Annotated in this window: 22 protein-coding genes; 6 read left to right on the forward strand and 16 right to left on the reverse strand. The window is 71.8% G+C overall.

Annotated features, from left to right (window positions below; translation table 11 throughout):
- Positions 1 to 416: 416 nt before the first annotated feature.
- The 7 genes from pheA to AB0L21_RS09025 all read right to left on the reverse strand — a co-directional run bounded on the left by pheA (position 417) and on the right by AB0L21_RS09025 (position 7,725).
- On the reverse strand, positions 417 to 1,349 hold the full coding sequence (gene pheA, locus AB0L21_RS08995) for a prephenate dehydratase (RefSeq protein WP_365700286.1): 933 nt from the start codon (positions 1,347 to 1,349) through the stop codon (positions 417 to 419).
- A 108-nt stretch (positions 1,350 to 1,457) separates the two neighbouring features.
- Positions 1,458 to 2,738 carry an iron uptake transporter deferrochelatase/peroxidase subunit gene (gene efeB, locus AB0L21_RS09000; protein ID WP_365700288.1) on the reverse strand — a complete coding sequence of 427 codons (1,281 nt, stop codon included), beginning with the start codon at positions 2,736 to 2,738 and terminating at the stop codon, positions 1,458 to 1,460.
- 8 nt (positions 2,739 to 2,746) lie between these two features.
- Positions 2,747 to 4,726, reverse strand: a complete 1,980-nt coding sequence (locus tag AB0L21_RS09005) for a copper resistance protein CopC (RefSeq protein ID WP_365783005.1) — start codon at positions 4,724 to 4,726, stop codon at positions 2,747 to 2,749.
- 13 nt (positions 4,727 to 4,739) lie between these two features.
- Positions 4,740 to 5,204, reverse strand: a complete 465-nt coding sequence (locus tag AB0L21_RS09010) for a copper chaperone PCu(A)C (RefSeq protein ID WP_365783007.1) — start codon at positions 5,202 to 5,204, stop codon at positions 4,740 to 4,742.
- Positions 5,201 to 5,854 (reverse strand): SCO family protein, encoded by a 654-nt coding sequence (locus tag AB0L21_RS09015; protein WP_365783009.1) that lies wholly within the window; start codon positions 5,852 to 5,854, stop codon positions 5,201 to 5,203. The genes AB0L21_RS09010 and AB0L21_RS09015 overlap by 4 nt, the downstream gene beginning before the upstream one ends.
- Positions 5,855 to 5,959: 105 nt before the next feature.
- The gene (locus tag AB0L21_RS09020) at positions 5,960 to 6,682 is read right to left on the reverse strand and encodes a YcnI family protein (protein ID WP_365783011.1); all 723 of its coding nucleotides are present in this window, start codon (positions 6,680 to 6,682) and stop codon (positions 5,960 to 5,962) included.
- A gap of 173 nt (positions 6,683 to 6,855) precedes the next feature.
- Positions 6,856 to 7,725 carry a hypothetical protein gene (locus tag AB0L21_RS09025; RefSeq protein ID WP_365783013.1) on the reverse strand — a complete coding sequence of 290 codons (870 nt, stop codon included), beginning with the start codon at positions 7,723 to 7,725 and terminating at the stop codon, positions 6,856 to 6,858.
- 186 nt (positions 7,726 to 7,911) lie between these two features.
- On the opposite strand from AB0L21_RS09025, the gene AB0L21_RS09030 reads away from it, so the two are divergent.
- The gene (locus tag AB0L21_RS09030) at positions 7,912 to 8,355 is read left to right on the forward strand and encodes an ATP-binding protein (RefSeq protein ID WP_365783015.1); all 444 of its coding nucleotides are present in this window, start codon (positions 7,912 to 7,914) and stop codon (positions 8,353 to 8,355) included.
- On the opposite strand, the gene AB0L21_RS09035 is transcribed toward AB0L21_RS09030, so the two are convergent.
- The 3 genes from AB0L21_RS09035 to AB0L21_RS09045 form a co-directional block, all read right to left on the reverse strand.
- Positions 8,345 to 9,742, reverse strand: a complete 1,398-nt coding sequence (locus AB0L21_RS09035; RefSeq protein ID WP_365783017.1) for a PLP-dependent aminotransferase family protein — start codon at positions 9,740 to 9,742, stop codon at positions 8,345 to 8,347. The genes AB0L21_RS09030 and AB0L21_RS09035 overlap by 11 nt on opposite strands.
- Positions 9,743 to 9,812: 70 nt before the next feature.
- The gene (locus tag AB0L21_RS09040; RefSeq protein WP_365700305.1) at positions 9,813 to 11,297 is read right to left on the reverse strand and encodes an aminopeptidase P family protein; all 1,485 of its coding nucleotides are present in this window, start codon (positions 11,295 to 11,297) and stop codon (positions 9,813 to 9,815) included.
- A gap of 157 nt (positions 11,298 to 11,454) precedes the next feature.
- The gene (locus AB0L21_RS09045; RefSeq protein ID WP_365700306.1) at positions 11,455 to 12,840 is read right to left on the reverse strand and encodes a PP2C family protein-serine/threonine phosphatase; all 1,386 of its coding nucleotides are present in this window, start codon (positions 12,838 to 12,840) and stop codon (positions 11,455 to 11,457) included.
- 612 nt (positions 12,841 to 13,452) lie between these two features.
- Here AB0L21_RS09045 and AB0L21_RS09050 point away from each other — a divergent pair.
- Both AB0L21_RS09050 and AB0L21_RS09055 read left to right on the forward strand, forming a co-directional pair.
- Positions 13,453 to 14,118, forward strand: coding sequence for a bifunctional DNA primase/polymerase (locus tag AB0L21_RS09050; RefSeq protein WP_365700307.1), 666 nt, complete (start codon positions 13,453 to 13,455; stop codon positions 14,116 to 14,118).
- A 172-nt stretch (positions 14,119 to 14,290) separates the two neighbouring features.
- On the forward strand, positions 14,291 to 14,764 hold the full coding sequence (locus tag AB0L21_RS09055) for a hypothetical protein (protein ID WP_365783070.1): 474 nt from the start codon (positions 14,291 to 14,293) through the stop codon (positions 14,762 to 14,764).
- Between the two features lie 261 nt (positions 14,765 to 15,025).
- On the opposite strand, the gene AB0L21_RS09060 is transcribed toward AB0L21_RS09055, so the two are convergent.
- From AB0L21_RS09060 to AB0L21_RS09070, 3 genes are all read right to left on the reverse strand, one after another.
- On the reverse strand, positions 15,026 to 15,988 hold the full coding sequence (locus AB0L21_RS09060) for a DUF5926 family protein (RefSeq protein WP_365783019.1): 963 nt from the start codon (positions 15,986 to 15,988) through the stop codon (positions 15,026 to 15,028).
- 155 nt (positions 15,989 to 16,143) lie between these two features.
- On the reverse strand, positions 16,144 to 16,797 hold the full coding sequence (locus AB0L21_RS09065) for an ATP-binding protein (RefSeq protein WP_365783021.1): 654 nt from the start codon (positions 16,795 to 16,797) through the stop codon (positions 16,144 to 16,146).
- Positions 16,798 to 16,884: 87 nt separating this feature from the next.
- A complete protein-coding gene (locus AB0L21_RS09070; RefSeq protein WP_365700310.1) occupies positions 16,885 to 17,712 on the reverse strand; it encodes a glycerophosphodiester phosphodiesterase in 828 nt (275 codons plus the stop codon).
- Between the two features lie 238 nt (positions 17,713 to 17,950).
- On the opposite strand from AB0L21_RS09070, the gene AB0L21_RS09075 reads away from it, so the two are divergent.
- Entirely contained in the window at positions 17,951 to 19,384 is a 1,434-nt protein-coding gene (locus AB0L21_RS09075) for a trypsin-like peptidase domain-containing protein (protein ID WP_365783023.1), read from the forward strand.
- Positions 19,385 to 19,526: 142 nt separating this feature from the next.
- On the opposite strand, the gene AB0L21_RS09080 is transcribed toward AB0L21_RS09075, so the two are convergent.
- The 3 genes from AB0L21_RS09080 to AB0L21_RS09090 all read right to left on the reverse strand — a co-directional run bounded on the left by AB0L21_RS09080 (position 19,527) and on the right by AB0L21_RS09090 (position 21,591).
- A complete protein-coding gene (locus AB0L21_RS09080) occupies positions 19,527 to 19,886 on the reverse strand; it encodes an ASCH domain-containing protein (protein WP_365700313.1) in 360 nt (119 codons plus the stop codon).
- Entirely contained in the window at positions 19,883 to 20,998 is a 1,116-nt protein-coding gene (locus AB0L21_RS09085) for a hypothetical protein (RefSeq protein ID WP_365783025.1), read from the reverse strand. Before AB0L21_RS09085 ends, AB0L21_RS09080 begins: the two co-directional genes overlap by 4 nt.
- Positions 20,999 to 21,336: 338 nt before the next feature.
- Positions 21,337 to 21,591 carry a hypothetical protein gene (locus AB0L21_RS09090; RefSeq protein WP_365700317.1) on the reverse strand — a complete coding sequence of 85 codons (255 nt, stop codon included), beginning with the start codon at positions 21,589 to 21,591 and terminating at the stop codon, positions 21,337 to 21,339.
- A 95-nt stretch (positions 21,592 to 21,686) separates the two neighbouring features.
- Here AB0L21_RS09090 and AB0L21_RS09095 point away from each other — a divergent pair, with 95 nt between their 5' ends.
- Positions 21,687 to 22,430, forward strand: coding sequence for an XRE family transcriptional regulator (locus AB0L21_RS09095; RefSeq protein ID WP_365700319.1), 744 nt, complete (start codon positions 21,687 to 21,689; stop codon positions 22,428 to 22,430).
- A 2-nt stretch (positions 22,431 to 22,432) separates the two neighbouring features.
- Complete coding sequence (locus tag AB0L21_RS09100) at positions 22,433 to 22,903, forward strand: NUDIX domain-containing protein (protein ID WP_365783027.1); 471 nt, start codon at positions 22,433 to 22,435, stop codon at positions 22,901 to 22,903.
- Positions 22,904 to 23,563 lie beyond the last annotated feature (660 nt).

A 23,563-nucleotide genomic window follows, 5' to 3' on the forward strand; every position in this document is an offset into this window, starting at 1 on the left:
TCTCACTCCCTGGGACGGGTCACGTCCTGGGCGCCTGGTTGACTCGACTTCCTTGTGGTGAACGGGATTTGGCGGTCCGGTTGTCCACAGCGATCCACACCCTCCGCAGAGTTATCCACAGGCTGTGGGGAAGATCTGTGGACTTCGGAATTGATCACTCCGGAAAGCGCGGACGGACTGAAGAATTCCCGGGTCAAACCGCATCGAGACCCACGTTCGGGTGGAAAACGGTCGCCCCAAAAGATGAACCAAAGGAAACGGGTGGACGAAGGGTGAGTCGGGCGCCGGTGACCGCGACCGGGGCCCCCTGGGTGATTTGTCGACCCGATGGCACCGCCCTGTCGACTTGTCCCCAGGTCGAGAAGGGCACCTGTGGATAACTTCTGTGGATAACGTTCGTCCGCAGGTACGACTGGCTAGAACCGGCCGTCCTGGCAGCGCGCCACCCAGTCCGCCGCCGCCATGAACTCCTCGTCCGACGTCCCCGGCAGCGTCGGCCGGGCCCCGCCCGGCGCGATGTCCGCGCGCGGATAGGAGCCGAGGAAGCGCACCTGCAGACAGATCCGCCGCAGCCCCATCAGCGCCTCCGCCATCCGCCGGTCGGCGATGTGCCCCTCGGCGTCGATGCAGAAGCAGTAGTTTCCGATGCCGGCGCCGGTCGGCCGGGACTGGAGCAGCATGAGGTTGATGCCGCGCGAGGCGAACTCACCGAGCAGGTCGCGCAGGGCGCCGGGATGGTCGTCCCGCTGCCACAGCACCACGGAGGTCTTGTCGGCACCGCTGGGCGCGGCGGGCCGGGCCGGACGGCCGACCAGCACGAACCGGGTCTGCGCGTTCTCCGCGTCGTGGATCCCGGTCTCCAGCGCTTCGAGGCCGTACCGGGCGGCGGCGAACTCGCCGGCGAAGGCGGCGTCGTAGCGGCCCTCCTGGACCAGGCGGGCGGCGTCCGCGTTGGAGGCCGCCGACTCCCAGGCGGCGTCCGGGAGGTTCGCGCGCAGCCAGTTGCGCACCTGGGGCTGAGCCGCCGGGTGGGCGGAGACCGTCTTGATGTCCGCGAGCTTCGTGCCGGGGCGGACCAGCAGCGCGAAGGTGATCGACAGCAGCACCTCGCGGTAGATCATCAGCGGCTCGCCCGCGACCAACTCGTCCAGGGTGGTGGTGATGCCGCCCTCGACGGAGTTCTCGATCGGCACGAACGCGGCCTCGGCCTCGCCCGCGCGGACCGCGTCCAGCGCGGACTGCACCGAGACGTACGGGATCAGCTCCCGGGTGGCTGCCTCCGGAAGCGTGCGCAGGGCGACCTCCGTGAAGGTGCCCTCCGGGCCGAGATAGGCATAGCTCGCTGGCATGTCCTCACCCTAATGGCCCCAGGCCCGGTCGGCTGAGGCGTCTCACGACAACCACTCGACCGGGTGGTTTGAACCCGGTTCACCCGCACACTCCTGGTTCCCCGTGGTTCACCCCTCCAGCAGCCGCTGCCCCACGTACTCCCCCTTGGCCGCCCCGCCCGGCACCGCGAACAGGCCGCTCGCCTCGTGCCGGATGTACTTCGACAGCGCGTCGCCCCGGTCGAGCTTGCGCTGCACCGGGACGAAGCCGCGCAGCGGGTCCGCCTGCCAGCAGATGAAGAGGAGACCGGCGTCGGGCGTGCCGTCCGCGTCGATGCCGTCGTGGTAGGAGAACGGGCGCCGCAGCATGGCAGCGCCGCCGTTCTTGTCGGGCCGGGTGATCCGGGCGTGCGCGTTGAGCGGGACGACGTAGTCGCCGTGGGCGTCGGTCTTCTCCAGGTCCATCGGGGTCGTCTCGTCGCCGCCGGACAACGGCGCCCCGTCGGCCTTGCGCCGCCCGATGACCTGCTCCTGGGCGGCGAGCGACAGCTTCTCCCAGTCGTCCAGGAGCATGCGGATACGGCGCACGACCGCGTAGGAGCCGTGTGCCATCCAGGCCGGCTCGCCCGAGGCCGGCACGAAGATCCGCTGGTCGAAGTCGGTGTCGGTGGGCTTGGGGTTGCGGGTGCCGTCGAGCTGGCCCATGAGGTTGCGGGCGGTCATGGGGTGGGCGGTGGCGCCCGGGCTGCGGTTGAAGCCGTTCATCTGCCAGCGCACCCGTGCGGCCGAGCCCGCGTCCTTCTGGATCGCGCGCAGGGCGTGGAAGGCGACCAGGGCGTCGTTCGCGCCGATCTGCACCCACAGGTCACCGTCGCTGCGGGACTTGTCGAGGTGGTCGGAGGAGAAGTCCGGCAGCGGGTCGAGCGCGCCGGGCCGCTGCTTCTCCAGCCCCGTCCTGCCGAAGAAGCTGTACCCGAAGCCGAAGGTGAGGGTGAGTGAGGACGGCCCCGCGTCCCGGGCCACGTCGGTGTCGCCGTGCGGAGCGGCCTCGCCCGCCATCAGCCGCTCGGCGGTCGTGGACCAGCGGCGCAGCAGGGCCGCCGCCTCCTTGCGGCCCGCCCCCGCCGCCAGGTCGAAGGCCACGAGGTGGCCGCGCGCCTGGAGACCCTCGGTGATGCCGGGCTGATGTTTCCCGTGAAACATCGCCCGGCCCTTGCCCAGCGAGGTGAGCGGGGTGGCCTCGGCGGGCGCGGAGGCGTAGCCCACGGCACCGCCGGCCGCGCCGAGCACGAGTCCGGTGGCGCCGGCGGTGCCGAGCAGGGCGCGCCGCGAGATGCCGCTCGCCCCGGACACGGGCTCCGCCGTCGGCGCGTCGGGCGTACGGGCCTGAGGGATGGACTGGTCGGGCATGGTGTGGTTCAGCCGATCTGCGCGTTCTTGGAGACGGTCGCCTGGTCGATGTCGGAGGTACGGACCGTGACGGCGATCTTCCAGTCGCCGGCCATGGGGATCTGCACTCCGTTCGCCGACCAGTGGCCGGTGGCGATGTGGTCGGGGTTCACCGGAAGCGGGCCGATCTTCTTCGCCTCCAGGGTGAAGGAGACCTTCACCTCCGGGACGTCGAAGGCCCGGCCGTTGGGGCGCTGGACGTAGACGTGCATCTCGTTGCCGCCCACGCGCGCGGGGTCGAGGCCGATGCTGACGACGCCCTTGCCGTCGGTGCCGCCGGTGTCGAACGGCATGTCCAGCGTGAGCGCGCCGGACGCCGCCGAGGTGCCGGATCCCGCCGACGTGGAGGTGGCCGCCTTGGCCTCCTGCTCGGTGCGGCCCGGCTCGGTCTGGGTCAGCGCGGTGGTGACGGCGAGCAGCACGAGGGCGACGCCGGCCTCGGCGAGCACGGAACGGCGCAAACCGAAGCGGTTCGGGTCGCCGTCCCGCAGTCGCTTCTCCCGGGCGGCGTCGACGGCCGCGCGCTGCCGGGCGAGCTGGGCGGCGCGCTGGGGTGCACCGGCACCGGCCGTCTTCGACGCGGCGACCTGCTCCTTGTGCGCCTGCGTCTCTTCCTTCCGCGCCTGAGCCTGCCCCTTCCCCGCCTCTCCGGTGCGGACGGCCGGGTCCGTGAGCCGCCCCGTCCACCGCCGGGACACGGCCGCGATGCCGACCAGCACCGCCACCAGCCCGATCTTGACCAGCAGCAGCTGTCCGTACCGGGTCTCGGTGAACGCCGACCAGGAGCCGAGCTGCCGCCAGGACTGGTAGACGCCGGTGACGACGAGGGCGAGGACGCTGCCGAAGGCCACCCGGGAGAAGCGCCGTACGGCGGCGGCCTCGACCGGGGTCTCGGCGGGCGCCCGGTACAGCGCGGTCAGCAGGGCGGTGAGGCCGCCGAGCCAGGCGGCGACGGCCAGCAGGTGGACGACGTCGACCGGCATGGCGATACCCGGCTGGAGTCCCGTGGAGGCGTGTTCGGCCATGGCCCAGCTGGTGGCGAGCCCGGCCGCGACGACCACCCCGCCGACGGCGAGCCCGAAGGTCAGGTCGCGCTTCTCCTCGCCCTGCTCCCGGGGATCAGGCAGTCGGCGCGCAGCGCCGTCGTTCAGGGCGGTGGTGGGTGACGGGCGGGGATAAGCGCCGAAGAGGACGGCGACGAACAGCGCGGCGGCGGCGAGCAGCAGCAGCCGGGAGACCAGCGCGGCACCGGTCTTGGTCTGCATCACCTGCCCGAGCAGATCGAGGTCGAAGACGTCGGCGAACTTCCCGGAGCCGGTGTACGCGCCGCGCAGGAGCAGCAGCCAGAGGGTGGCCGCGGTCAGCGCGACCCAGCCGCCGACGACCAGCCGCTGCAGGGGCCGTACGCCGGCGCCGCGCCGCCAGCAGGCGAGCACGAAGGCCGCGCCGCCGGCGAGCACGATGAAGCCGGCGTACGACGCGTACCGCCCGAACGCGTAGAGCCCGCCCACGACTCCACCGCCCGCGGCCGGGCCGGTGCCGGAGACGACGGTCTGCGAGGGCGCCCCGATGGAGAAGGTGTAGGCGCCGGCGACGGGGTGGCTGTCCGCGGAGACGACCTGGTAGGTGACGGTGTACGTGCCCTTGGCCAGGCCGCTTCTGAGCTGCACGGCGTACGTCGTCCCGCTCACGTTGGCCGGGCTGCCCGTCTGGACCGGCTTGCCCTTCGGGTCGAGGACGCGCAGGGAGTCGTCGTTGAGGGCCACCTTCTCGGAGAAGGTGAGCGACACCTGGGTGGGTGCCTTGTCGGCCACCACCCCCTGCGCGGGGTCGCTGCCGGTCAGCGCCGCGTGGGCGGAGGCCGGTCCGGCACCCGCCAGCAGCGTGCCCGTGACGGCGATGAACAGCAGCACCAGGATCCGCACGCGGGGGGCGATGGTCCGGGTCACGGTGGTCCCTCCCTCAGTGTCCGGTCGACGGGTTGTACGTGGCGGACTTCACGGGCATCTCGACCGTGAGCGGCCCGGACCTGCTGAAGGTGAGCTTCACGGTGACCGTCTGGCCCTGCTTCGGCGCGTGCTTCAGCTTCTCGAACATCAGGTGGTTGCCACCGCTTCTGAACACGAGCCGTCCGTGGGCCGGTATCGCGAAGGCGGACTTCTCCGTCATGGCGCCGCCGGCCGTGCCGTGCATGGTCACCTCGCCGGCGACGTCACTGGTGACCGAGGTCAGCTCGTCCCCGGCTCCGCCCTTGTTGGTGATCGTCAGGAACCCGGCGGCCATGTCGGCGGAGACGGGCTGGGGCATGTAGGGGGAGCCGACGGACAACTCGGCCTTGTCCGGCCCCGTGCCGGATCCGGAGCAGCCGGTGAGGGCCAGGGCTCCGGCGAGCGCGCCCCCGGTCAGGGCGGCGGCACGGCGCCTCACGGGTTGGCTCCCTTGACGAGCTTGGGCAGGTCCTTGGTGTAGTCGTCGACCGTGGCGTCCTCGCGGTAGAGGACGTACCCGGCGTCGGTCTTCGGCGAGAAGGCGACGACCTGGGTGCCGTGGACGGAGACCAGTTTGCCGTTCTTGTCCTTCGTCGTCGGCTCCACGGAGATGCCGACGGACCGGGCGCTGGCCTGGATCTTGGCGAAGTCGCCGGTCAGGCCGATGAACTGGGGGTCGATGCCCTTGAGCCACTTGCCCAGCTCGGCCGGGGTGTCGCGGCCGGGGTCGGTGGTGACGAACACGACCCGGAGGTCGTTCTGCTCGGTCTTGGGCAGCGCCTTCTTGGCGACGGCGATGTTGCTCATCGTCGTCGGGCAGATGTCGGGGCAGTGCGTGTAGCCGAAGTAGACCAGGGTCGGGTGTCCCTCGGTCTCCTTGCGGAGGTCGTACTTCTTGCCGTGGGTGTCGGTGAGGACCAGGTCCGGCTTGTCGAACGGCTGGTCGAGCACGGTGGCGACCTTGCCCGCGTCGGTTCCTCCCGAGACCACGGCGATCGGCGACTGGCTGTCGTCATCGCTCCCGCAGGCGGAGAGGGTCAGGGTGGCGGCGGCGAGCAGTACGGCCGCGGCGAACGTCTTCTTGCGCATAGAAAAATGTCCCAGATGTGTGAACTCCGGCGCGCACCGGGGTCGTACGACGGGTCCGGGTGACGGGGTCGCACGACGCCCGGTGCGCGCTGCGGAACGAAGGGCTCAGGCGGCGGTGCGGCGGCGGCCCGCGAGGACGCCGTAGGCCACGCCCGCGACGCCGACGACGATGCCGACCACGCCGAGCACGCGCGCGGTGGTGTCACTGCCGTCGCCGGAGTCCTCGGCGGCGGCCGTCTTCTCGGTCTTCTCGGCGGTGTTCTCGGCGCTCGACGTGCCGTGGTGGTCGTCGGTGGCGGCGGACAGCTCCAGGACCGGGGCGGGGTTCTCCGGTTCGTCCTGGCCCTCCTGCGGCACCTCGATCCAGCGCACGACCTCCTTGTTGGAGTACGTCTGGATCGCCTTGAACACCAGCTGGTCGGTGTTCTCGGGCAGCGCGCCCAGGGAGAGCGGGAACTTCTGGAAGTAGCCGGGCTCGATGCCCTTGCCGTCGGCGGTCCAGGTGACCTTGGTGACGGCCTCGTCGATCTTCTCGCCGTGCATGGTCAGCGGCTTGGCCAGCTTGGACTTGGTGATGTCGGTCTTCCAGCCCGGGATCGGCTCCGGCATCACCGAGGCGATCGGGTGGTCGGCCGGGAAGTTCACCTCGACCTTGGTGGTCGAGGCGTTGTCACGCTCGTTCGGGACCTTGAAGTCCACGACCGCGTAACCGCCCTTGGCCGCGGCGCCCTCCGGCTGCACGGAGACGTGCGCGAAGGCGGGAGCGGACAGGGTGAGGACGGCCGTACCCGCGACGGCAGCGGCGGCGGCGAGACGAGAAGCCTTCATGGAAGGAAGCACTCCACTCTGAGTGAGAACCGGTGATGAAGAGGGATACGCGCGCGTGACCGGCGGTGTGGCAGTACGGCACGGAAACCGGCCGTACGGCGCGGAAGAACGCGCACGCACGCGTGCCGCGCGTCGGCGGCGCACCGGGTCCTGTCGGGGGAGCGGTGGCCGCGTCAGGCGGCGAGGAGGAGGGCGGCGGCGGGCGGGCCGCGCCGGATCACCGTGTGCTGGAGTACGGCGGTGTGCGGGGCCGGTGCCTGGTCCCGGTCGGGGCGCGGGCCGCGCGGGCCGGGTCCGGTGGCGGGCAGCAGCCCGGCGCACAGGGCGCGCGTCAGCGCGAGAGCCGCGCGCAGGGATCGTACGAGCGCCCCCTCCGCGACTCCGTGCGCCGATAGCTCGATCAGCCGCAGCACGGCGAGATCCCCGCGGCGCAGCAGCCAGCCGGCGGCGACGGCCGCGAGCACATGGCCGAGCAGCATCGGCAGCGAGGGCAGCAGACCGGCCGAGGCGCCGGTGGCGTCGTGGGCGTGCTCGAAGGTGCCCAGGGCGGACGTCGGCCGGCCGGCGCGGTCGATGAGACGCGCGTCGAGCAGCAGGCGGAAGGCGTGCCCCGGAGTGAGGGACGCGGCGGTCGAGCCGCACATGAGCCGCGTGGCCTGTTCGACCAGCGCGCTGTCGCTCAGCACGGTGCCCGTCGACCCGCCGGCCGCCGTCGACGCCGCCCCCATGGAGCCCCTCGGCATCCCGGCAAAGGCCATCGTCGCCCCGTGCTGGCCCAGGCCGAACAGCGTGTGCAGCACGGTCTGGCCGAGGGCGAGGAGCACGGCGATGCCCGGCAGCGAGCGGGCCCGCCCGGCGAGCGGTGCCACGAGCAGCAGGGTGCCGAGGAAGCCCGCGCCGAGCGTCCACAGCGGCACGCGCGCGCAGGAGGCCAGGAAGTGCCCGCCCGCGGCCAGCGCGACGCAGACCGCGGCGAACACCGCGGCCCGCAGAATCCGGAGCCCGGCTCCGGGGTGCGCCGTGCGTGGGTGGGGGGCAGTCATGGCGGGCCCATCATCGCACTGCCCTTACCGCGCGCACACGGCAGGGCGCCTGAGGTGTCCCTCATACACCGATTCCTCCCCCGGCGCATCGGCCGTATGGGCGCGGTCACGCCGACGGAGTGCTTACGGCCGCCTACGGGCGGCAATACGTAACGGTATGTCGAGCCGCGGCCTGGAGGCTGGAGCATGAGCATCTGGTGGTCACTCCATCTGCGGCGCGAGGCTGCCAGCGTGCCGCTCGCCCGGCGGCTGCTGATCGGCACGATGGAGACGGCGGGGGTCGACCCGGAGGTCTCGTACGACCTGTCCGTCGCCCTGAGCGAGGCCTGCGCGAACGCGGTCGAGCACGGCGGGGACGCCGCGCGCGGCGCCTCGGAGGCGTACCGGGTGACCGCCTATCTCGACGGCGAGAAGTGCCGTATCGAAGTGGCCGATTCCGGTCCCGGCTTCGCCCGCCCGCAGGATCCCCGGCCGCCCCGGCCCGACGCCGAGCACGGCCGCGGGCTCTGTCTGATCCGCGAACTGGCCGACCACGTCCACATCGGCGCCAGGCCCGGCCGGGGCGGGACGGTGGTCAGCTTCGACAAGATCCTCAAATGGCGGAAGGACCCGTCCCTCCTCACGGCCTGAGGGCCGCTCTGCCGGTGCCGCCGAGCTGCCCGAGGACCTTCGCCAGGGTGTCCAGGGCCTCCGGGTACACCCGCTCCCTGGGGGTGCCGTAGCCGACGACCAGGCCCTGGGGACGGCCGGGGCCCGGGCTGTGCCAGTGGTCGCCGAGGGCGCCGAGCGCCAGGCCCTCCGCCTCCGCGCGGGCCAGGACCGCGTCCTCGTCCGGCACCTCGATCAGCGCGTGCAGGCCGGCCGCGATCCCCCGCACGCTCCGCCGCGCCCCCAGCCGGTCCAGCAGCTGGTCCCGGCGCCGCCGGTAGCGCAGCCGGCACGCGCGCACATGGCGGTCGTACGCGTGGCTGTCGATCAGCTCGGCGAGCGCGAGCTGGCCGATGGTCTCGGTGTGGTGGTCGCTGTGCAGCTTGGCGTCGGCGACCGCGTCGACCAGGTGCGGCGGCAGCACCATCCAGCCGAGCCGCAGCGCCGGGCCCAGGGTCTTGGAGGCGGTGCCCAGGTACACCACCTGGCCCGGTGCCATCCCCTGCACCGCGCCCACGGGCTGGCGGTCGTAGCGGAACTCGCCGTCGTAGTCGTCCTCCACGATCAGTCCGCCCCGCGCGCGGGCCCAGTCGGTGAGCGCCCGGCGCCGCTCGGGGTGCAGGGTCACCCCGGTCGGGTACTGGTGGGCCGGGGTGACCACCACGGCCGCCGCCTCGCCCAGCTCCTCGGGGCGTACCCCGCGCGCGTCGACGGACACCGGCAGCACCGTTCCGCCGTTGTGCCGCACCACCTCCCGGTGGAAGGGCAGCCCCGGGTCCTCCATGGCGACGGCGGCGCCCTCCAGCACCCGCGTGAGCAGCGCCAGACCCTGCACATAGCCCGAGGTGATGACGATCCGCTCCGGCGGCGCCAGCACGCCGCGCGCCCGCCCCAGATAGCCGGAGAGCGCGGTGCGCAGCTCGATCCGGCCGCGCGGGTCGCCGTAGTCGTACGCCAGCGAGGGCGCCGTCGCTATGGCGCGGCGCAGCGCGCGCAGCCACGCCGCCGCCGGGAACGCGCCGACGTCCGGGCTGCCGGGACGCAGATCGAGACGCGGCGCACGCGCGCGCGTGTCCGTCCCCGGCTCCTCCGCCTGCACGGCCGGCAGCTCGGCGACCCGGGTGCCCGAGCCCTGCCGTGCCGTCAGATACCCCTCGGCGACCAGCTGGTCGTAGGCGGCCTTCGCGGTGCCGCGCGAGATCCCGAGGTCGGCCGCGAGCCGCCGGGTCGCGGGCAGCCGGGTACCGGGCGCGAGCCGCCCGTCCCGTACGGCGTCCCGGAGGGCTCGTTCGAGCCCTACCCGGCGGCCGTCCAACGAGTCGGGTTCGAGGTGCAGATCCGCACCGAAACCGGACCAGAAGTCGTTCACGATCCCCCCCAACGTGACGTACCGCGAAATGGCCGGGCACCTCCCCGGTACCCGGCCATTCAAACGCAGATCAGCCCTTCAGGGAGGCCATCCACGCCTCGACCTCGTCGGAGCGACGCGGCAGACCGTCGGAGAGGTTCCGGTTGCCGTCCTCCGTCACGAGGATGTCGTCCTCGATCCGGACGCCGATGCCCCGGTACTCCTCCGGCACGGTCAGGTCGTCGGCCTGGAAGTACAGCCCCGGCTCGACGGTGAGCACCATGCCCGGCTCCAGCGTGCCGTCCACGTACGTCTCGGTCCGCGCGGCGGCGCAGTCGTGGACGTCCATGCCGAGCATGTGCCCGGTGCCGTGCAGGGTCCAGCGGCGCTGCAGGCCCAGCTCCAGGACCCGCTCGACCGGACCCTCGACCAGGCCCCACTCGACGAGCTTCTCGGTCAGCACGCGCTGCGCGGCGTCGTGGAAGTCGCGGTACTTGGCGCCCGGCTTCACGGCCGCGATACCGGCTTCCTGGGCCTCGTACACGGCGTCGTAGATCTTCTTCTGGATCTCGCTGTACGTGCCGTTGACCGGCAGCGTGCGCGTGACGTCGGCGGTGTAGAGGGTGTGCGTCTCCACGCCCGCGTCCAGCAGCAGCAGGTCGCCGGAGCGGACCGGGCCGTCGTTGCGGACCCAGTGCAGGGTGCAGGCGTGCGGGCCGGCCGCGCAGATGGAGCCGTAACCGACGTCGTTGCCCTCCACGCGCGCGCGGAGGAAGAACGTGCCCTCGATGTAGCGCTCGCTCGTCGCCTCGGCCTTGTCGAGGACCTTGACGACGTCCTCGAAGCCGCGGACGGTCGAGTCGACGGCCTTCTGCAGCTCCCCGATCTCGAACTCGTCCTTGATGAGACGGGCCTCGGAGAGGAAGACGCGCAGCTCCTCGTCGCGCTCGGCGGTGACCTTGTCGGTCAGGGCCGCCTCGATGCCGGCGTCGTGGCCGCGCACCACGCGGACCGGGCCGGTGGCCTCGCGCAGCTTGTCGGCCAGCTCGCGCACGTCGGCGGCCGGGATGCCGTACAGCGCCTCGGACTCGGCGAGGGAGTGCCGGCGGCCGACCCACAGCTCGCCCTGGCCGGAGAGCCAGAACTCGCCGTTCTCGCGGTCGGAGCGCGGCAGCAGGTAGAGGGTGGACTCGTGCCCGTCGCCCTTGGGCTCCAGCACCAGGACGCCGTCCTCGGTCTGGTTGCCGGTGAGGTACGCGTACTCGACGGAGGCGCGGAAGGGGTACTCGGTGTCGTTCGAGCGGGTCTTCAGGTTGCCCGCCGGGATCACCAGCCGCTCGCCCGGGAAGCGGGCGGAGAGCGCGGCGCGGCGGCGCGCGGTCTCGGCGGCCTGCGGGATCGGCTTCAGGTCACGCAGCTCCGTGTCGGCCCAGCCGGACTTCATGTTCTCGGCCAGCTCGTCGGAGACGCCCGGGTACAGGCCGTTCTTCCGCTGCTTGACGGTCTCCTCGGCCTCGGTCTCCGGGCCCTCCGCGGTAGCGGAGTCGGGAACAGCCGGGTTGAGCTCGTCGGACACGTGATCCTCCTCGATACGCCATTGATCTCCCCCGGGGCCCGCGACGCTCCTGCTTGTGGCCGAGCGGGGACCACCATCATCGTACGGTCGTACGAGGAGCGGGCGGGGGCGGATGACCTGTTATGCCCGGTCATGCCGGCCGCCCGGACCGTGGGGCTCAGTCGAACCGGGCCGCCAGCAGGACCACGTCCTCCTCGCTGTCGGCCGCGTCCAGGCCGTCCGGCAGGACCGCGCGCAGGACGTGGTCGGCGACGGCTCCCGGATCCTGCCGCACCGCGCGCGGGACGCCCGCGGCGGCGGCGTGCAGCCGGGCGAAGGCCCGGTCCATGGGGTCGCCGGTACGGTGCAGCAGCCCGTCGGTGTAGAGCAGGACCGTCTCCCCGGCCTCCGCCTGGATCTCCACGCTGGGCGCCTCCCAGCAGGCGAGCATGCCGAGCGGCGCGGAGACGGAGGTCTCGGCGAACTCGGTGCGCCGCTCGCCGATCAGCAGCGGCGGACTGTGCCCGGCACCGGCCAGGGTGACCTTGCGCACGGCGGGCTCGCAGTAGGCGAACAGCGCGGTGGCCGAGCGGGCGGGCTCGGTCAGCCGCAGCAGCAGCTCCAGGTCGGACAGGACGGCGACCGGGTCCTCGCCCTCCATCACGGCGTACGCGCGCAGGGAGGCGCGCAGCCGCCCCATGGCGGCCACCGCGCTCGGCCCGGAGCCGGTGACCGAGCCGACCGAGAGGCCGAGGGCGGCCTCCGGCAGCGGCAGGGCGTCGTACCAGTCGCCGCCGCCGCGCGGGCCGGTGCGGTGCCGGGCGGCGAGCTGGACGCCGGCCACCCGGGGCAGCCGGGCGGGCAGCAGTTCGTCGGTGAGGGTCGCCACGCACGCGCGTGTGCGCTCCACCTCCAGCAGCCGGGCGAGGTGCTCGGTGGCGTGCCGGACGTACAGGCCGGCGAGGTGGCGCCGGCGCTCGTGCGGCTCGGCCGGTTCGTCGTAGAGCCAGACGGCGGCGCCGAGGCGGCCGGCGGACTCGGTGGCGAGCGGGAGGGCGTAGCTGGCGGCGTAGCCGAGGCGGGCGGCCACCTCGCGGTGGCGCGGGTCCAGGCCGTCCTCGGCGAACAGGTCGGGGTGGACGATCTCGGCGACGCCGCCGGCGTCGTACGGCAGGGCGCCGCGCGGCACGGTCTCGAGGTGGCCGAGGTCGGCGCGGCCGAGACCGAGGCCGAGGGTGGTGCGGGGACCGCCGCCGTCGGCGGGCTCCAGGACGACCAGGCCGCGGCGGGCGCCGACCAGGGCGGCGCCGGCGCGCAGGAGTTCGTGCAGGGCTGGGTCGAGGGCGCTGGTGCGGGAGAGGCGTTCGGTGAGTTCGTGGAGGGTCGTGAGATCGGAGACCCAGCCGGCCAGCCGGTCCTGGAGCAGGGCACCGGGGGCGGGGCTGTGCGGCGCCGGGACCGCGGGGGCGGGGCCGGAGGTGGGGGAGACGGGTGCGGCAGTGTGTGCGCGCGTGGGAACCGTAGGATCGATTCCAGCCACTTTCGGAGGGTGCGGGGCGTTCATGGCGCCCGGCCTTCAGACCGGTGCGTATTGCTCAAAAGCATCGCAAACCCCCATGTCATTCTGCGCCGCTAGCAGTGTCTCCACATGTACACGCACTCGTGAGGGGATGTCCAGCATTGTCCTGCGGGGATTCCTGGTGTCCATGAGGTTGGTGAGGGTTTTTCCTGAACCCCTTGCCTTACTGCCAAGTTGGCTCAAAACTGCCTTAGGTATCGGTTCATTGCGGTCGACTGGCGTTGCTCCACGGAGCGTCACAGCGGTCGTGATGGGTACGTACTCGGAGAAGGCCAGGGGTGGTTGGGGGCCACCCGGAACCTGGCGACGGACCCGGGCGTCATAGCCACCGACGGCCGAGCCCCATCCTCCCGTGGCGGAGGCGGAGAGAAATACGCGCGACGGCAAAACGCCAGACTTCGCCACCCCCATGCCGCAGCCGTGCTTTTGATAGACGCACGATGGACGCGGACGCGGCCAACGCTCGACCCCCTGGGGTTCCCCCTGCCGTACGCGGGGGTGTGATGCGCCAACAGGTACGCACAGTGAAGTGATCGACACATGGTGTGATGTAGCCCACGGTGTTGCCAGCGGTGCAACGGAAAGGAACGAGCGCTCATGCGCGAGATCCTCGGAAGGCGACGCAGGCGTCTGTCCAGGCGGGACGACGGGAGGCCTGAACTGATCGGCGCGGCCCTGACCTTCGCCACGGAATGGCAGTGGCCGGTGCTCCCCGGTGTGGCGCCGGACCCGCAGGGGCGGGCCCGCTGCGCCTGCCCCGACCCGGAGTGCACGGTGCCCGGCGCGCACCCCTTCGACCCCGGCCTGCTCGCCGCCACCACGGACGCGCGCATGGTGCGCTGGTGGTGGACCAACCGGCCGGCCGCCCCGGTCGTCCTGGCCACCGGCGGCAAGGCGCCCTGCGCGGTCAGCCTGCCGGCGCTCGCCGCCTCCCGTGCCCTCGCCCTGCTCGACCGGCGCGGCATGCGGCTCGGACCGGTGATCGCCTCGCCCGCCCGCTGGGCGCTGCTCGTCAAGCCCTACTCCATGGAGCAGCTCGGCGAACTGCTCTACGCCAAGGACTTCGTCCCCGGCTCCCTGCGCTTCCACGGCGAGGGCGGTTATCTCGCGCTGCCCCCGTCCGAGACCGGCCAGGGCGCCGTCCGCTGGGAGCGGGCGCCGCTGCCCGGCTCGGCCGCGCCCTGGGTGCCCGATGTGGAGGCCGTCGTGGACGCCGTGGTCGACGCCCTCACTCGTACGGGTGTGAGCGCCCCCGAGTTGTAGGGGTGTCGGGCGCGGGCGGGGCCGGCGAGCCCCGTTCGCTCGTTATCGTCCGCATATGCAGCGTCAACCGGGCGGCCACCGCGCCCCACGGCCGCACCGCGGCCGGCGGAACCACCGAAAGTCCGACCCCCGGCAGCTCCGTCTGCTCGCCCTCGCGGGCTTCGTGGCGGCCATGGTCGCGCTGCCGCTGGCCGTGGCCTCCGCGCGGCAGGCGGGCGACGCCGGCCGGACCGACGTACCGGCCGCCTCCCGCGGTGACGCCAAGGCCCGCCCGGACACCGGTGGCCGCTCCCCCCGGCCGCCCGGCCTCGGACTCGCCACCGCCGCCCGCTGCGGCCCCGAACTCACCTCGCCCGACGGCATCGAGGCGCAGACCTGTGTGCTGACGCGGGGCGAGGACACCTGGGCGCGCACCTACTACCGCAACGCCACCGGCCGGCGGCTGGACTCCGTGCTGAGCCTGATGGGCCCGGGCGACCGGACCGTGCAGATGCGCTGTGCCACCGGGGCCGACGACGAGCCCGCCACCTGTGAGACTCCGCGCGAGCGCAGCCGGGGCGGGCCGGACGCCTACACGGCCGTCACCGAGTTCGCCGAGCGCGGCCCGGAGGGTGCGCTGCTGCTTCGCTCCGGCAGCAACTCCTGAGCGGCGCGGGGGAGTTGGCGACCGGCTGCGCGCTGTCCGCCGTACGCGGGCATGGAAAGGCCCGGTTGCTGGCGACGGGGGATGCACCAGCAACCGGGCTACTGGAACGGTAACAAGAGATCGGCGGTTCGCAAATTCCGGGTTGGCTATTCGGACACCGATTGCCCTGTCGGACCCGGGAGTTGTGACAGGAGTCACCTGCCGCACGGTCCGGTGTCACGGCTGACCGACCGGTCAGCCGTGACACCCGCGCGCGGAGCGTCAGCTGAGCGTGACCTGCCGGTTGGTCAGGCCGCCGCGCGCCCGGCGCTCGTCCGGAGTCAGCGGCTCCTGGACGGCGAGGGCGGCGGCGAGGCGCTCGGCGAACTCGGCGGCCGGCTTCTCCACGTCCTCCGCGGTGACCCCGGTCGGGAGGTCCCAGACCGGCACGATGAGGCCGTGAGCACGGAAGGAGCCCACGAGCCGGGTGCCCTCGCCGAGGCTGGAGCGGCCCGCCGCGTGCAACCGCGCGAGGGCGTCCAGAAGCTGCTCCTCCGGGTGGGGCATGACCCAGCGCAGGTGGTTCTTCTCCGGGGTCTCGCACCAGTAGGCGGCGTCGACGCCGGACAGCTTCACGGTCGGGATGGCGGCGGCGTTGGCCCGCTCCAGGGAGGCCGCCACCTCCGGGGTGGCGTTCTCCGCGTCCGGCACCCAGAACTCGAAGCCGCTGTGCACGACCGGCTCGAACGCGCCCTCCGGGTCGATCAGATCCTGCAGGCGCGGACCCTCGGCGGGGGCCCGGCGGCCCTGCACCGGGGTGCCGGGCGTGGCCTCCAGCGCGCGCAGCAGCGTGTCGGCGAGGTCGCGGCTGATGTCGCCGGACGCCGTGTCGTTCTGCAGGCCGAGCAGGACCGAGCCGTCGTCGCGGCGCAGCGCGGGCCAGGCCATCGGCAGCACGGTGGCCAGGGTGACGGACGGGACGCCCTCGGGCAGGCCGCCCCGCAGGGTCAGCTCGGCCGTCGCGGCCGGGACCAGCTCCCGCAGCGCGACCCAGTCGCACTCGCCGGGCAGTCCCTCGAACGGGCGCTGCACCAGTTCGGTCGCGGCGTGCGCGGCGGCCCGGCCGTGGCAGGCCTTGTAACGCCGGCCGCTGCCGCAGGGGCAGGGTTCGCGGGCGCCGACAACCGGGATCTCCCCGTCGATCAGCTGCGGCTTGGCCTTCGTCTGGGGTCGCTTTTTGGCCATGGTGGGTGTCTCCCGGTTACGGCTCTTCTCGTACGTCCGGAGCCTAGCCGTTCGGACCATGACCGACGGGAACCTGTGGACAACGCACGCGCGCTCGACGCCGGTGGGTGAATGCGCGGGCGGTGGATGGAGGACACGCCCGCTGCCGCCCTGGTTCAGTCCAGGTCGTCGAACGCGTCGTCGAACGCGTCGGCGAAGGCCAGGCCGGACAGGTCGGGCAGCGGTACGGAGCGGGTGACGCGCGTAGCGAAACCGTCGCCTCGGCACCCGGCATCGGGATCGTGGACGTCCTCGTGGACCAGCGCCCAGACCGTCACCTCGCCCTGGACGTCGTCCCGGACGCCCCAGTCGTCGGCGAGGGCCGTGATGATGTTCAGCCCGCGACCGCCGTGCGCGGTCACCGAGGGCGTGGCCGGCGCCGGGCGGGTCGGGCCGCCGCCGTCCGTGACCTCCACGATGAGCCGCCCCCGCGCGTCGACCCGCCATGCGGCGCGGACGTCCCCGTCCCCGGCCGGCGCGTCCCCCAGGGGCCGCCCGTGCTTGCAGGCGTTGCTCAACAGTTCGGAAAGGATCAGTACGGCATCGTCGATGACCGATTCGCATACGCCACCGCTGCGCAGCTGCGCCCGCATCCGGTGCCGCGCCTTCCCCACGCCCGCAGGGCCATGGGGTACGGCCATGCTCGACGACGTGGGCACCTCCTGTGCCACCACCAACGCCACCCCCGAGACCTCCTTCGCCCCACGCCACGGAGTGGATGCCCTCTCGGCCTGTACCGGAAACCGGCCAATCCTCTTCCGGTGACGCATTCGACACGGGTGGACACGCAGCGAACGCGCCGGAGCACCCCCCGTGACGGGACCGCCCAGGCAGGGGGTACGGGGGTTCCGGCCGGATCAGCGGCCCAGTTGTCGCAGCACCGCGCGCGGGCGGTTGGTGATGATGGCGTCGACGCCCAGCCCGACACAGAGATCGACGTCCTCGGGCTCGTTCACGGTCCACACGTGGACCTGGTGACCGGCCCGCTTCAGCCGCTCCACGTAGCCGGGGTGACCGCGCACGATGCGGATCGAGGGGCCCGCGATGCACACGCCCGCGGGCAGCCGGCCGTCGCGCAGCCGGGGTGAGACGAACTGCATCAGGTACACCGTCGGCAGCGTGGGCGCCGCGGCGTGCACGCGGTGCAGCGAGCGCGCCGAGAAGCTCATGACCCGGACCGGCGACTCGGCGGCGGAGACCGGCGCGTCCAGCCCGAACCGTTTCAGCAGGGTCAGCAGCCGCTCCTCGACCTGGCCCGCCCAGCGGGTGGGGTGCTTGGTCTCGATGGCCAGCTCCACCCGCCGCCCGGCGTCCGCGACGAGCTCCAGCAGCCGCTCCAGGGTGAGCACGGAGGTCTCCTCGCGGTCCTCCGGCCGGTGCTCCCAGTCGGGCTCCTCGTCCCGCCCGCGCCAGGCCTCGCGCGTCTTCCAGGAGCCGAAGTCGAGGGCGGCCAGATCGGCCAGTTCCAGCGCGGAGACCGCGCCGCGGCCGTTGGAGGTACGGTTCACCCGCCGGTCGTGGACGCAGACCAGATGGCCGTCCGCGGTCAGCCGTACGTCGCACTCCAGGGCGTCCGCGCCGTCCTCGATCGCCTTCCGGTAGGCGGCGAGGGTGTGCTCGGGAGCGTCCTCGGAGGCGCCGCGGTGGGCGACGACCTGAAGGGAGTGCTGTCGTGCGTGGGTCACCGCGTCATGGTGCCACCGTCGCCGGGTACACGTGGCGGCGCGGGCGCGTCCGTGCGACGAACGGGGGCATAGGGCATGCACGATTGAAAACCTTTGCTCGAAAGATCCTCTATAAACCTATATAAAGACGGCTGCCGGACCCACAGCCACCGCTTATGGTGCTCTGACGGCCCATGGGAAAAGCTGACTGCAGACCAGTGCGAGCGACGACACCAGGCGTGGATCGAGGAGAAGACCTGTGAGCACCGAGAACGAGGGCAACGCGGTACCCCCGGCGCCGTCCGCACCTCCCGTGCCGATGGCCTCTCCCGCCGCTTCCCCGCAGGGCCCCGCGCCCGAGGGCAACGCGCCGACGGCTCCGCTCCCGCCCGTGCACCACGAGGCCCCGGCGGCCTCCGCCGCGGACCACGGCCCCGCGCACCAGCCCGGCCCGGCCCCCGACGGCTCCTGGCCGCCTCCGCCGCCGGCCACCCCGGCCTACGTGGACGGCGGCTCCGGCGGTGCGGGGACCGGCTGGGGAAGCACGTACCAGCAGCCCGCCCCCAAGCCGCGCGGCGGACGCGGCGGACTGGTGGCGGCGGTCCTGGTGGCCGCGCTGGTGGCGGGCGGACTCGGCGGCGGCCTCGGCTACACCCTGGCCAAGGACCGGGACGACCGCGGCTCCACCACCGTCTCCGCGTCCGACAGCGGCGCCACGCAGGTCAAGCGCGCGCCGGGGACGATCGCCAACGTGGCCGCCAAGGCGCTGCCCAGCACGGTGACCATCCAGGCGGAGAGCACCAACGGCGAGGGCGGCACGGGCACCGGGTTCGTCTTCGACACCCAGGGCCACATCGTCACCAACAACCACGTGGTGGCGGACGCCGTGGACGGCGGCAAGCTGACGGCCACCTTCCCGGACGGCAAGAAGTACGACGCCGAGATCGTCGGCCACGCGCAGGGCTACGACGTCGCGGTCATCAAGCTCAAGAACGCCCCCTCCGACCTCAAGCCGCTCGCCCTCGGCGACTCCGACAAGGTGGCCGTCGGCGACGAGACCATCGCCATCGGCGCCCCCTTCGGCCTGTCCAACACGGTCACCACCGGCATCATCAGCGCCAAGGACCGCCCGGTGGCCTCCAGCGACGGCAGCTCCACCAGCAAGGCGTCGTACATGAGCGCCCTGCAGACCGACGCGTCCATCAACCCCGGCAACTCCGGCGGCCCGCTGCTGGACGCCTCCGGCGCGGTCATCGGCATCAACTCCGCGATCCAGTCCACCGGCAGCGGCGGCTTCGGCACCGGCCAGTCTGGCTCGATCGGCCTGGGCTTCGCCATCCCGATCAACCAGGCCAAGTACGTCGCCCAGCAGCTGATCAAGACCGGCAAGCCGGTGTACGCGCGCATCGGCGCCTCCGTCTCCCTGCAGGACTCCAGCGACGGAGCGCAGATCACCGACCAGGGCACGGGCGGCGCCGCCGCGGTCGAGGCGGGCGGCCCGGCGGACAAGGCCGGCCTCAAGCCCGGTGACGTCATCACCAAGCTCGACGACCACGTGATCGACAGCGGGCCGACCCTGATCGGCGAGATCTGGACCCACAAGCCGAACGACAAGGTGACGGTCACCTACAAGCGGGGCGGCCAGGAGCACACGGTGGAACTGACGTTGGGTTCCCGGGTGGGCGACAACTGACCCGAGGGGACCATGCCCCCACGCCCCGGCCCGGGCCCGGCTCTTGCTTGTGGGCGCCCGCCGCTCGCGAGCACGGGTGGCGAGCGACGGGCGCCGGGGAAGCCGTACGCCTTCTCGGGGGAGCAAGGGCGGTACGACGGGCTTACTGCGGCAGGAGCTCGATTTCGATGGCGAGCGCGCCGAGCGCTTCCTTCTCCGCCGGGTAGATCTCGCGGATGTTGGCGAGCTGCTGCTCGCGGGAGGAGGCCGGGTTGACGTTCGCCGGGCCCTCCCCGTCGAGCAGTTCCTCGAACGTCTTGTACTCCGTGACCCGCTTCACCAGGACGTCACAGGTCTCGTCCGTGCCCTTGATGCGGAAGCGGATGACGTCTCCGGTGGCCAGGTCTGCGAGGTGGGGATACTTCACCCGCACCTCGATCGTCTTCTGACCAGCGGCGACAAGATCGAAGTAACGGCGGTAGAGGTTCAGTTCGTGGACGCGCGCGGCGGCAGTTTCCGTCATCGGGCGGGAACGCTCCTAGCTGTTGCAGTGGACATGAGCCGGCCGAGTTCACCGGCCGAGTACGAGCGGAAGAAGTGGCGGGGGTCGGCGAGTAACACGTCCGTCAGACCGAGCAAGCGGTCGACGTACTCAGCCAACGAGCCGGGCCACTCTCGGGTGTCGAGCATCCACGGGGCCGTACCGTCCGGCAAGGGTGCTCGGCCCTCGCGGATGAGGGACTTGGACAGCTTCGCGCCCGTGTCCGTGACCACCTGGGGGCAGAACAGCCGGGCGGGCAATTGCCCGCGGGTGAGGCCGACCGCTTGTAGGGCACCGTCGACGAGGATGCAGCCGGGCATCCAGTCGCTGCCCTTGACCATGACGTACAGGGTGCCGACTGCCCCGCTGATCATCAGTTCCTTGACGAGGTTCCGGTACAGGGTGGCCAGGTCCAGGTATCCACCATCGGTGGGTTCGATGACGACCTCGTACTCGCCATGGTGCAGGCACACGGCCGAGACCGTTGCCTGCTCGAAGCCATCGTCACGCACACGGGTGCGCTCGGCGTACTTCTCGGCCCACCCGCAGCCGGGACGCGGGCAGGGGACACGGACGTGCGGCACACCCGACGACGGGGACAGGTACCACCGGGCAGCGTCCATGCGGGGCAGCACCCGCAGCCAGGTGCGCCGGAAGTGCTGGGCCGCTTGCTGCTGGCTGTACGTCTCCACGGAGAACGGCACCCTCAGCCGCTCGGAGAGCGCGGTGAACAGCGGCCGGTAGAGCTTGTCGATCTGCTCGGCGATGCCGGCCGCGCCGAGGGCGTGAGCGTAGGCCCGCTGATAGCGGTGACCGCTCTCCTTGTCGGTGACGATGGCGTACGGGGCGTTGTCCAGAGCGCCGAACTGCACAACGGCCGGGACGCCGAACCGGTCCCGGATGCGGGCCGCCGTGGCGAAGGTGAGCGACTGGACCAGGGACGTTCCGATGTGCGGGGCCCCGTTGATCTGCGTCCCCACCACGAACACGATGCGCTCGGGCTCCGCGTTGACGATGTGCGGCCTGATCAGGTCTTCCGCACTCGTGAGCGCGTTGGCGAGCACGGTGTTCGGCGATACGGGATAGGTGGTCACCGCGTCTTCCCCTCGGTAGATGGGCAGGACTGTGCCGCAGAACGGCGGGTGTGCTTCAGCGGTCGAGTGGTGGACCCGCCCCCGCGCCGGGGGGAACCAGGAAAGACGCGGGGGCGGGGGGCATCGGGCGGTGTGCCGCCCCCGAGTCTCCGGTGGCGACCAGTCCCCGCCAGGGAGAGGACTGAGCACGGGGAAGGAACGGGGAGCAGGGAAACGGGCACCCGTCGCGAGGCAGTTGCGCTACTGGCTGGTGCCGAGGGCCATGCCGATCACCAGGCCACACGATCCGCTGATCAGGATGATGAACAGGACCCCGGCATACCGGCCGATGGCGCGCATCACAGGCCGTCCCGGCTGTTGCCGTTCTTGATGGCCAGGCGGGCGCTCAGTTCTTCCCGCGCGGTCGGGGCCACCACGTTGTCCGGCAGGGCATCCCACTCGACGCCGCCGCCGACGGGCCTTATCTGCACCCGGGCACCGACCTCGCCCATGACGACGCCGATACGTCCACTGGCAGTGTCCTTCGCCAGTTCACCGATGCCTGGTCTGGTCTGCTGGTTGCTCGCCATGCGGACGAGCATCCTGCCGCTCATCAGGACGTCGGAACCTCCGACAAACCCCACTTCGGGACGTCCCGCGTCGGGTAGAACGTCCCTAGTGCCGTCCCCGGCTGTTAGGAGAGATTGGGATGCCGAACGAGAGGTTACGTGCTGCCATGGCGGCCGGCGGCTGGACTTACGCCGCCCTTGCGGACAAGGTCGAAGTCGACCCCAAGTCCGTTGAACGATGGGTCAATCTGGGGCGTACGCCGCGCCGGGCCACGGCCATGCTGGCAGCGGAAATACTAGGAGAAGATGTGCACGCTCTATGGCCCGCGCTCCGGCAGGCACGCCCTGCCCGCGCTGTCAGTCCGGAACTTATGGCTCTCTACGACCAGCGGGCGGACATCCCCGTGTCCACCTTCGTGGACATGCTGACCCAGGCGCGCGAGCACATCGACGTGCTGGTGTACGCCGCCGTCTTCCTGCACGAGGCGTACCCGCGGCTCAACGACTTGTTGCGAGAGCGAGCGGACGACGGGTGTGCGGTCCGTATCGCGATCGGTGACCCGGACAGTACGAATGTCCAACAGCGCGGCGAGGAAGAGAGGTTCGGCCACGGGATCGAGTCACGCTGCCGACTCGCCCTCATGCACTATCGCCCCCTTGCCGGGGTACCTGGCATCGAGGTTCGGACCCATTCCACCACGCTCTACAACTCGATCTATCGTGCGGATGACCAAGCACTGGTCAATGCCCATGTCTGGGGCGTGAATGCCTACGGTGCTCCGGTGTGGCATCTCCGGCGCAGCGGGAAGGGCGGCATGTTCGACACCTACGCCAGCAGCTTCGACGCGGTGTGGGAAACCGCGACGCCGGTGCGAGAAGGGTGACCATGGCACGGACCGAGTACTACGACGACCCAGCGGCACCCGAGCCTAACAGCCTGGTGGTCGCTGCGTCCGCCGTGGTCACCGACGACGAAGGGCGCGTACTCCTTCAGCGCCGCCGGGACAACGATCTATGGGCGCTACCTGGCGGCGGCATGGAGATGACCGATTCACTTCCAGGAACGGCCGTCCGCGAGGTGAAAGAAGAAACCGGTCTTGACGTAGAGATCACCGGGCTCGTGGGCACGTACACCGACCCGCGCCACGTCATCGCTTACTCGGACGGTGAAGTGCGCAGGCAGTTCAATGTCTGCTTCACCGCCCGCGTGGTCGGGGGCCGGCTCGCAATCTCGGACGAGTCCACGGAATTGCGGTTTATCCCGCCGGACGAGATCGATCAGTTGCCGATGCACCACACACAGCGCCTCCGGATCCGCCACTTCCTGGAGCACCGTGAGCGGCCCTACCTCGGCTGATCGAACCTGCGACACCTGATTTGGGAGAGGGGCGGGGGTGTTTTGCCGGTGACCAGCGGCTTCATCGGTTGGGGTAACGGGCACGGATGCGCCGGCTCATCCCCGCTGCTGACTGCAGCTACCCCCTGTATCTGGCACGGCTGTGGCACGCGACCTCTTCATCCCGAACTATCGGCGAGACGGTCGGTATAGCTCCCAATCTCGGCGTGTGGCAGGCCTCCCGGCTAGCCACTCGTATGGCGAACTGAGCTACTTGGGTGCACGAGCCATCGGTCGACGCTACGGTGCCGCGCGTGAAGATCCACGATGGGCCGTCCGTGGCGTGACAGCGGTGGCCGTGGGTGGGGCATTGATCATCGGGCGCGCGCTCCAGGGGGCTGCGGCGCGGTCGGGCAGTGGTGGCGGCGGTCCGAGCACTCGGACGCTCTGGCATTGGCGCTGTGAGTGTGGCGCTCACTCTCGCTGCGGCGATCCCTTCAAGGTCGACGCGGAGTACAACGCCCAGCGGCACATGTGGCGCAAAGGCGTGGGGCATCCGATGCGGAACTCGCGTAGTCGGAGTGTCCCGCACGCCAGGTGGGCCCGGTGGTGTCAGTCCGATCACGTTGGCAGGCAACTCGCGGCCGGCGTTGCTGTACCAGCCGTTCGCACCTTCGATCA

It is taken from the genome of Streptomyces sp. NPDC052721 (assembly GCF_040678315.1).
Taxonomy (GTDB): Bacteria; Actinomycetota; Actinomycetes; order Streptomycetales; family Streptomycetaceae; genus Streptomyces.

Coding starts and splice junctions, on each gene's coding strand:
- pheA (WP_365700286.1), bottom strand. CDS start 1,349: ATGCCAGCGAGCTATGCCTATCTCGGCCCGGAGGGCACCTTCACGGAG.
- efeB (WP_365700288.1), bottom strand. CDS start 2,738: ATGCCCGACCAGTCCATCCCTCAGGCCCGTACGCCCGACGCGCCGACG.
- AB0L21_RS09015 (WP_365783009.1), bottom strand. CDS start 5,854: ATGCGCAAGAAGACGTTCGCCGCGGCCGTACTGCTCGCCGCCGCCACC.
- AB0L21_RS09020 (WP_365783011.1), bottom strand. CDS start 6,682: ATGAAGGCTTCTCGTCTCGCCGCCGCCGCTGCCGTCGCGGGTACGGCC.
- AB0L21_RS09025 (WP_365783013.1), bottom strand. CDS start 7,725: ATGACTGCCCCCCACCCACGCACGGCGCACCCCGGAGCCGGGCTCCGG.
- AB0L21_RS09030 (WP_365783015.1), top strand. CDS start 7,912: ATGAGCATCTGGTGGTCACTCCATCTGCGGCGCGAGGCTGCCAGCGTG.
- AB0L21_RS09045 (WP_365700306.1), bottom strand. CDS start 12,840: ATGAACGCCCCGCACCCTCCGAAAGTGGCTGGAATCGATCCTACGGTT.
- AB0L21_RS09050 (WP_365700307.1), top strand. CDS start 13,453: ATGCGCGAGATCCTCGGAAGGCGACGCAGGCGTCTGTCCAGGCGGGAC.
- AB0L21_RS09055 (WP_365783070.1), top strand. CDS start 14,291: ATGGTCGCGCTGCCGCTGGCCGTGGCCTCCGCGCGGCAGGCGGGCGAC.
- AB0L21_RS09060 (WP_365783019.1), bottom strand. CDS start 15,988: ATGGCCAAAAAGCGACCCCAGACGAAGGCCAAGCCGCAGCTGATCGAC.
- AB0L21_RS09065 (WP_365783021.1), bottom strand. CDS start 16,797: ATGCGTCACCGGAAGAGGATTGGCCGGTTTCCGGTACAGGCCGAGAGG.
- AB0L21_RS09080 (WP_365700313.1), bottom strand. CDS start 19,886: ATGACGGAAACTGCCGCCGCGCGCGTCCACGAACTGAACCTCTACCGC.
- AB0L21_RS09090 (WP_365700317.1), bottom strand. CDS start 21,591: ATGAGCGGCAGGATGCTCGTCCGCATGGCGAGCAACCAGCAGACCAGA.
- AB0L21_RS09095 (WP_365700319.1), top strand. CDS start 21,687: ATGCCGAACGAGAGGTTACGTGCTGCCATGGCGGCCGGCGGCTGGACT.
- AB0L21_RS09100 (WP_365783027.1), top strand. CDS start 22,433: ATGGCACGGACCGAGTACTACGACGACCCAGCGGCACCCGAGCCTAAC.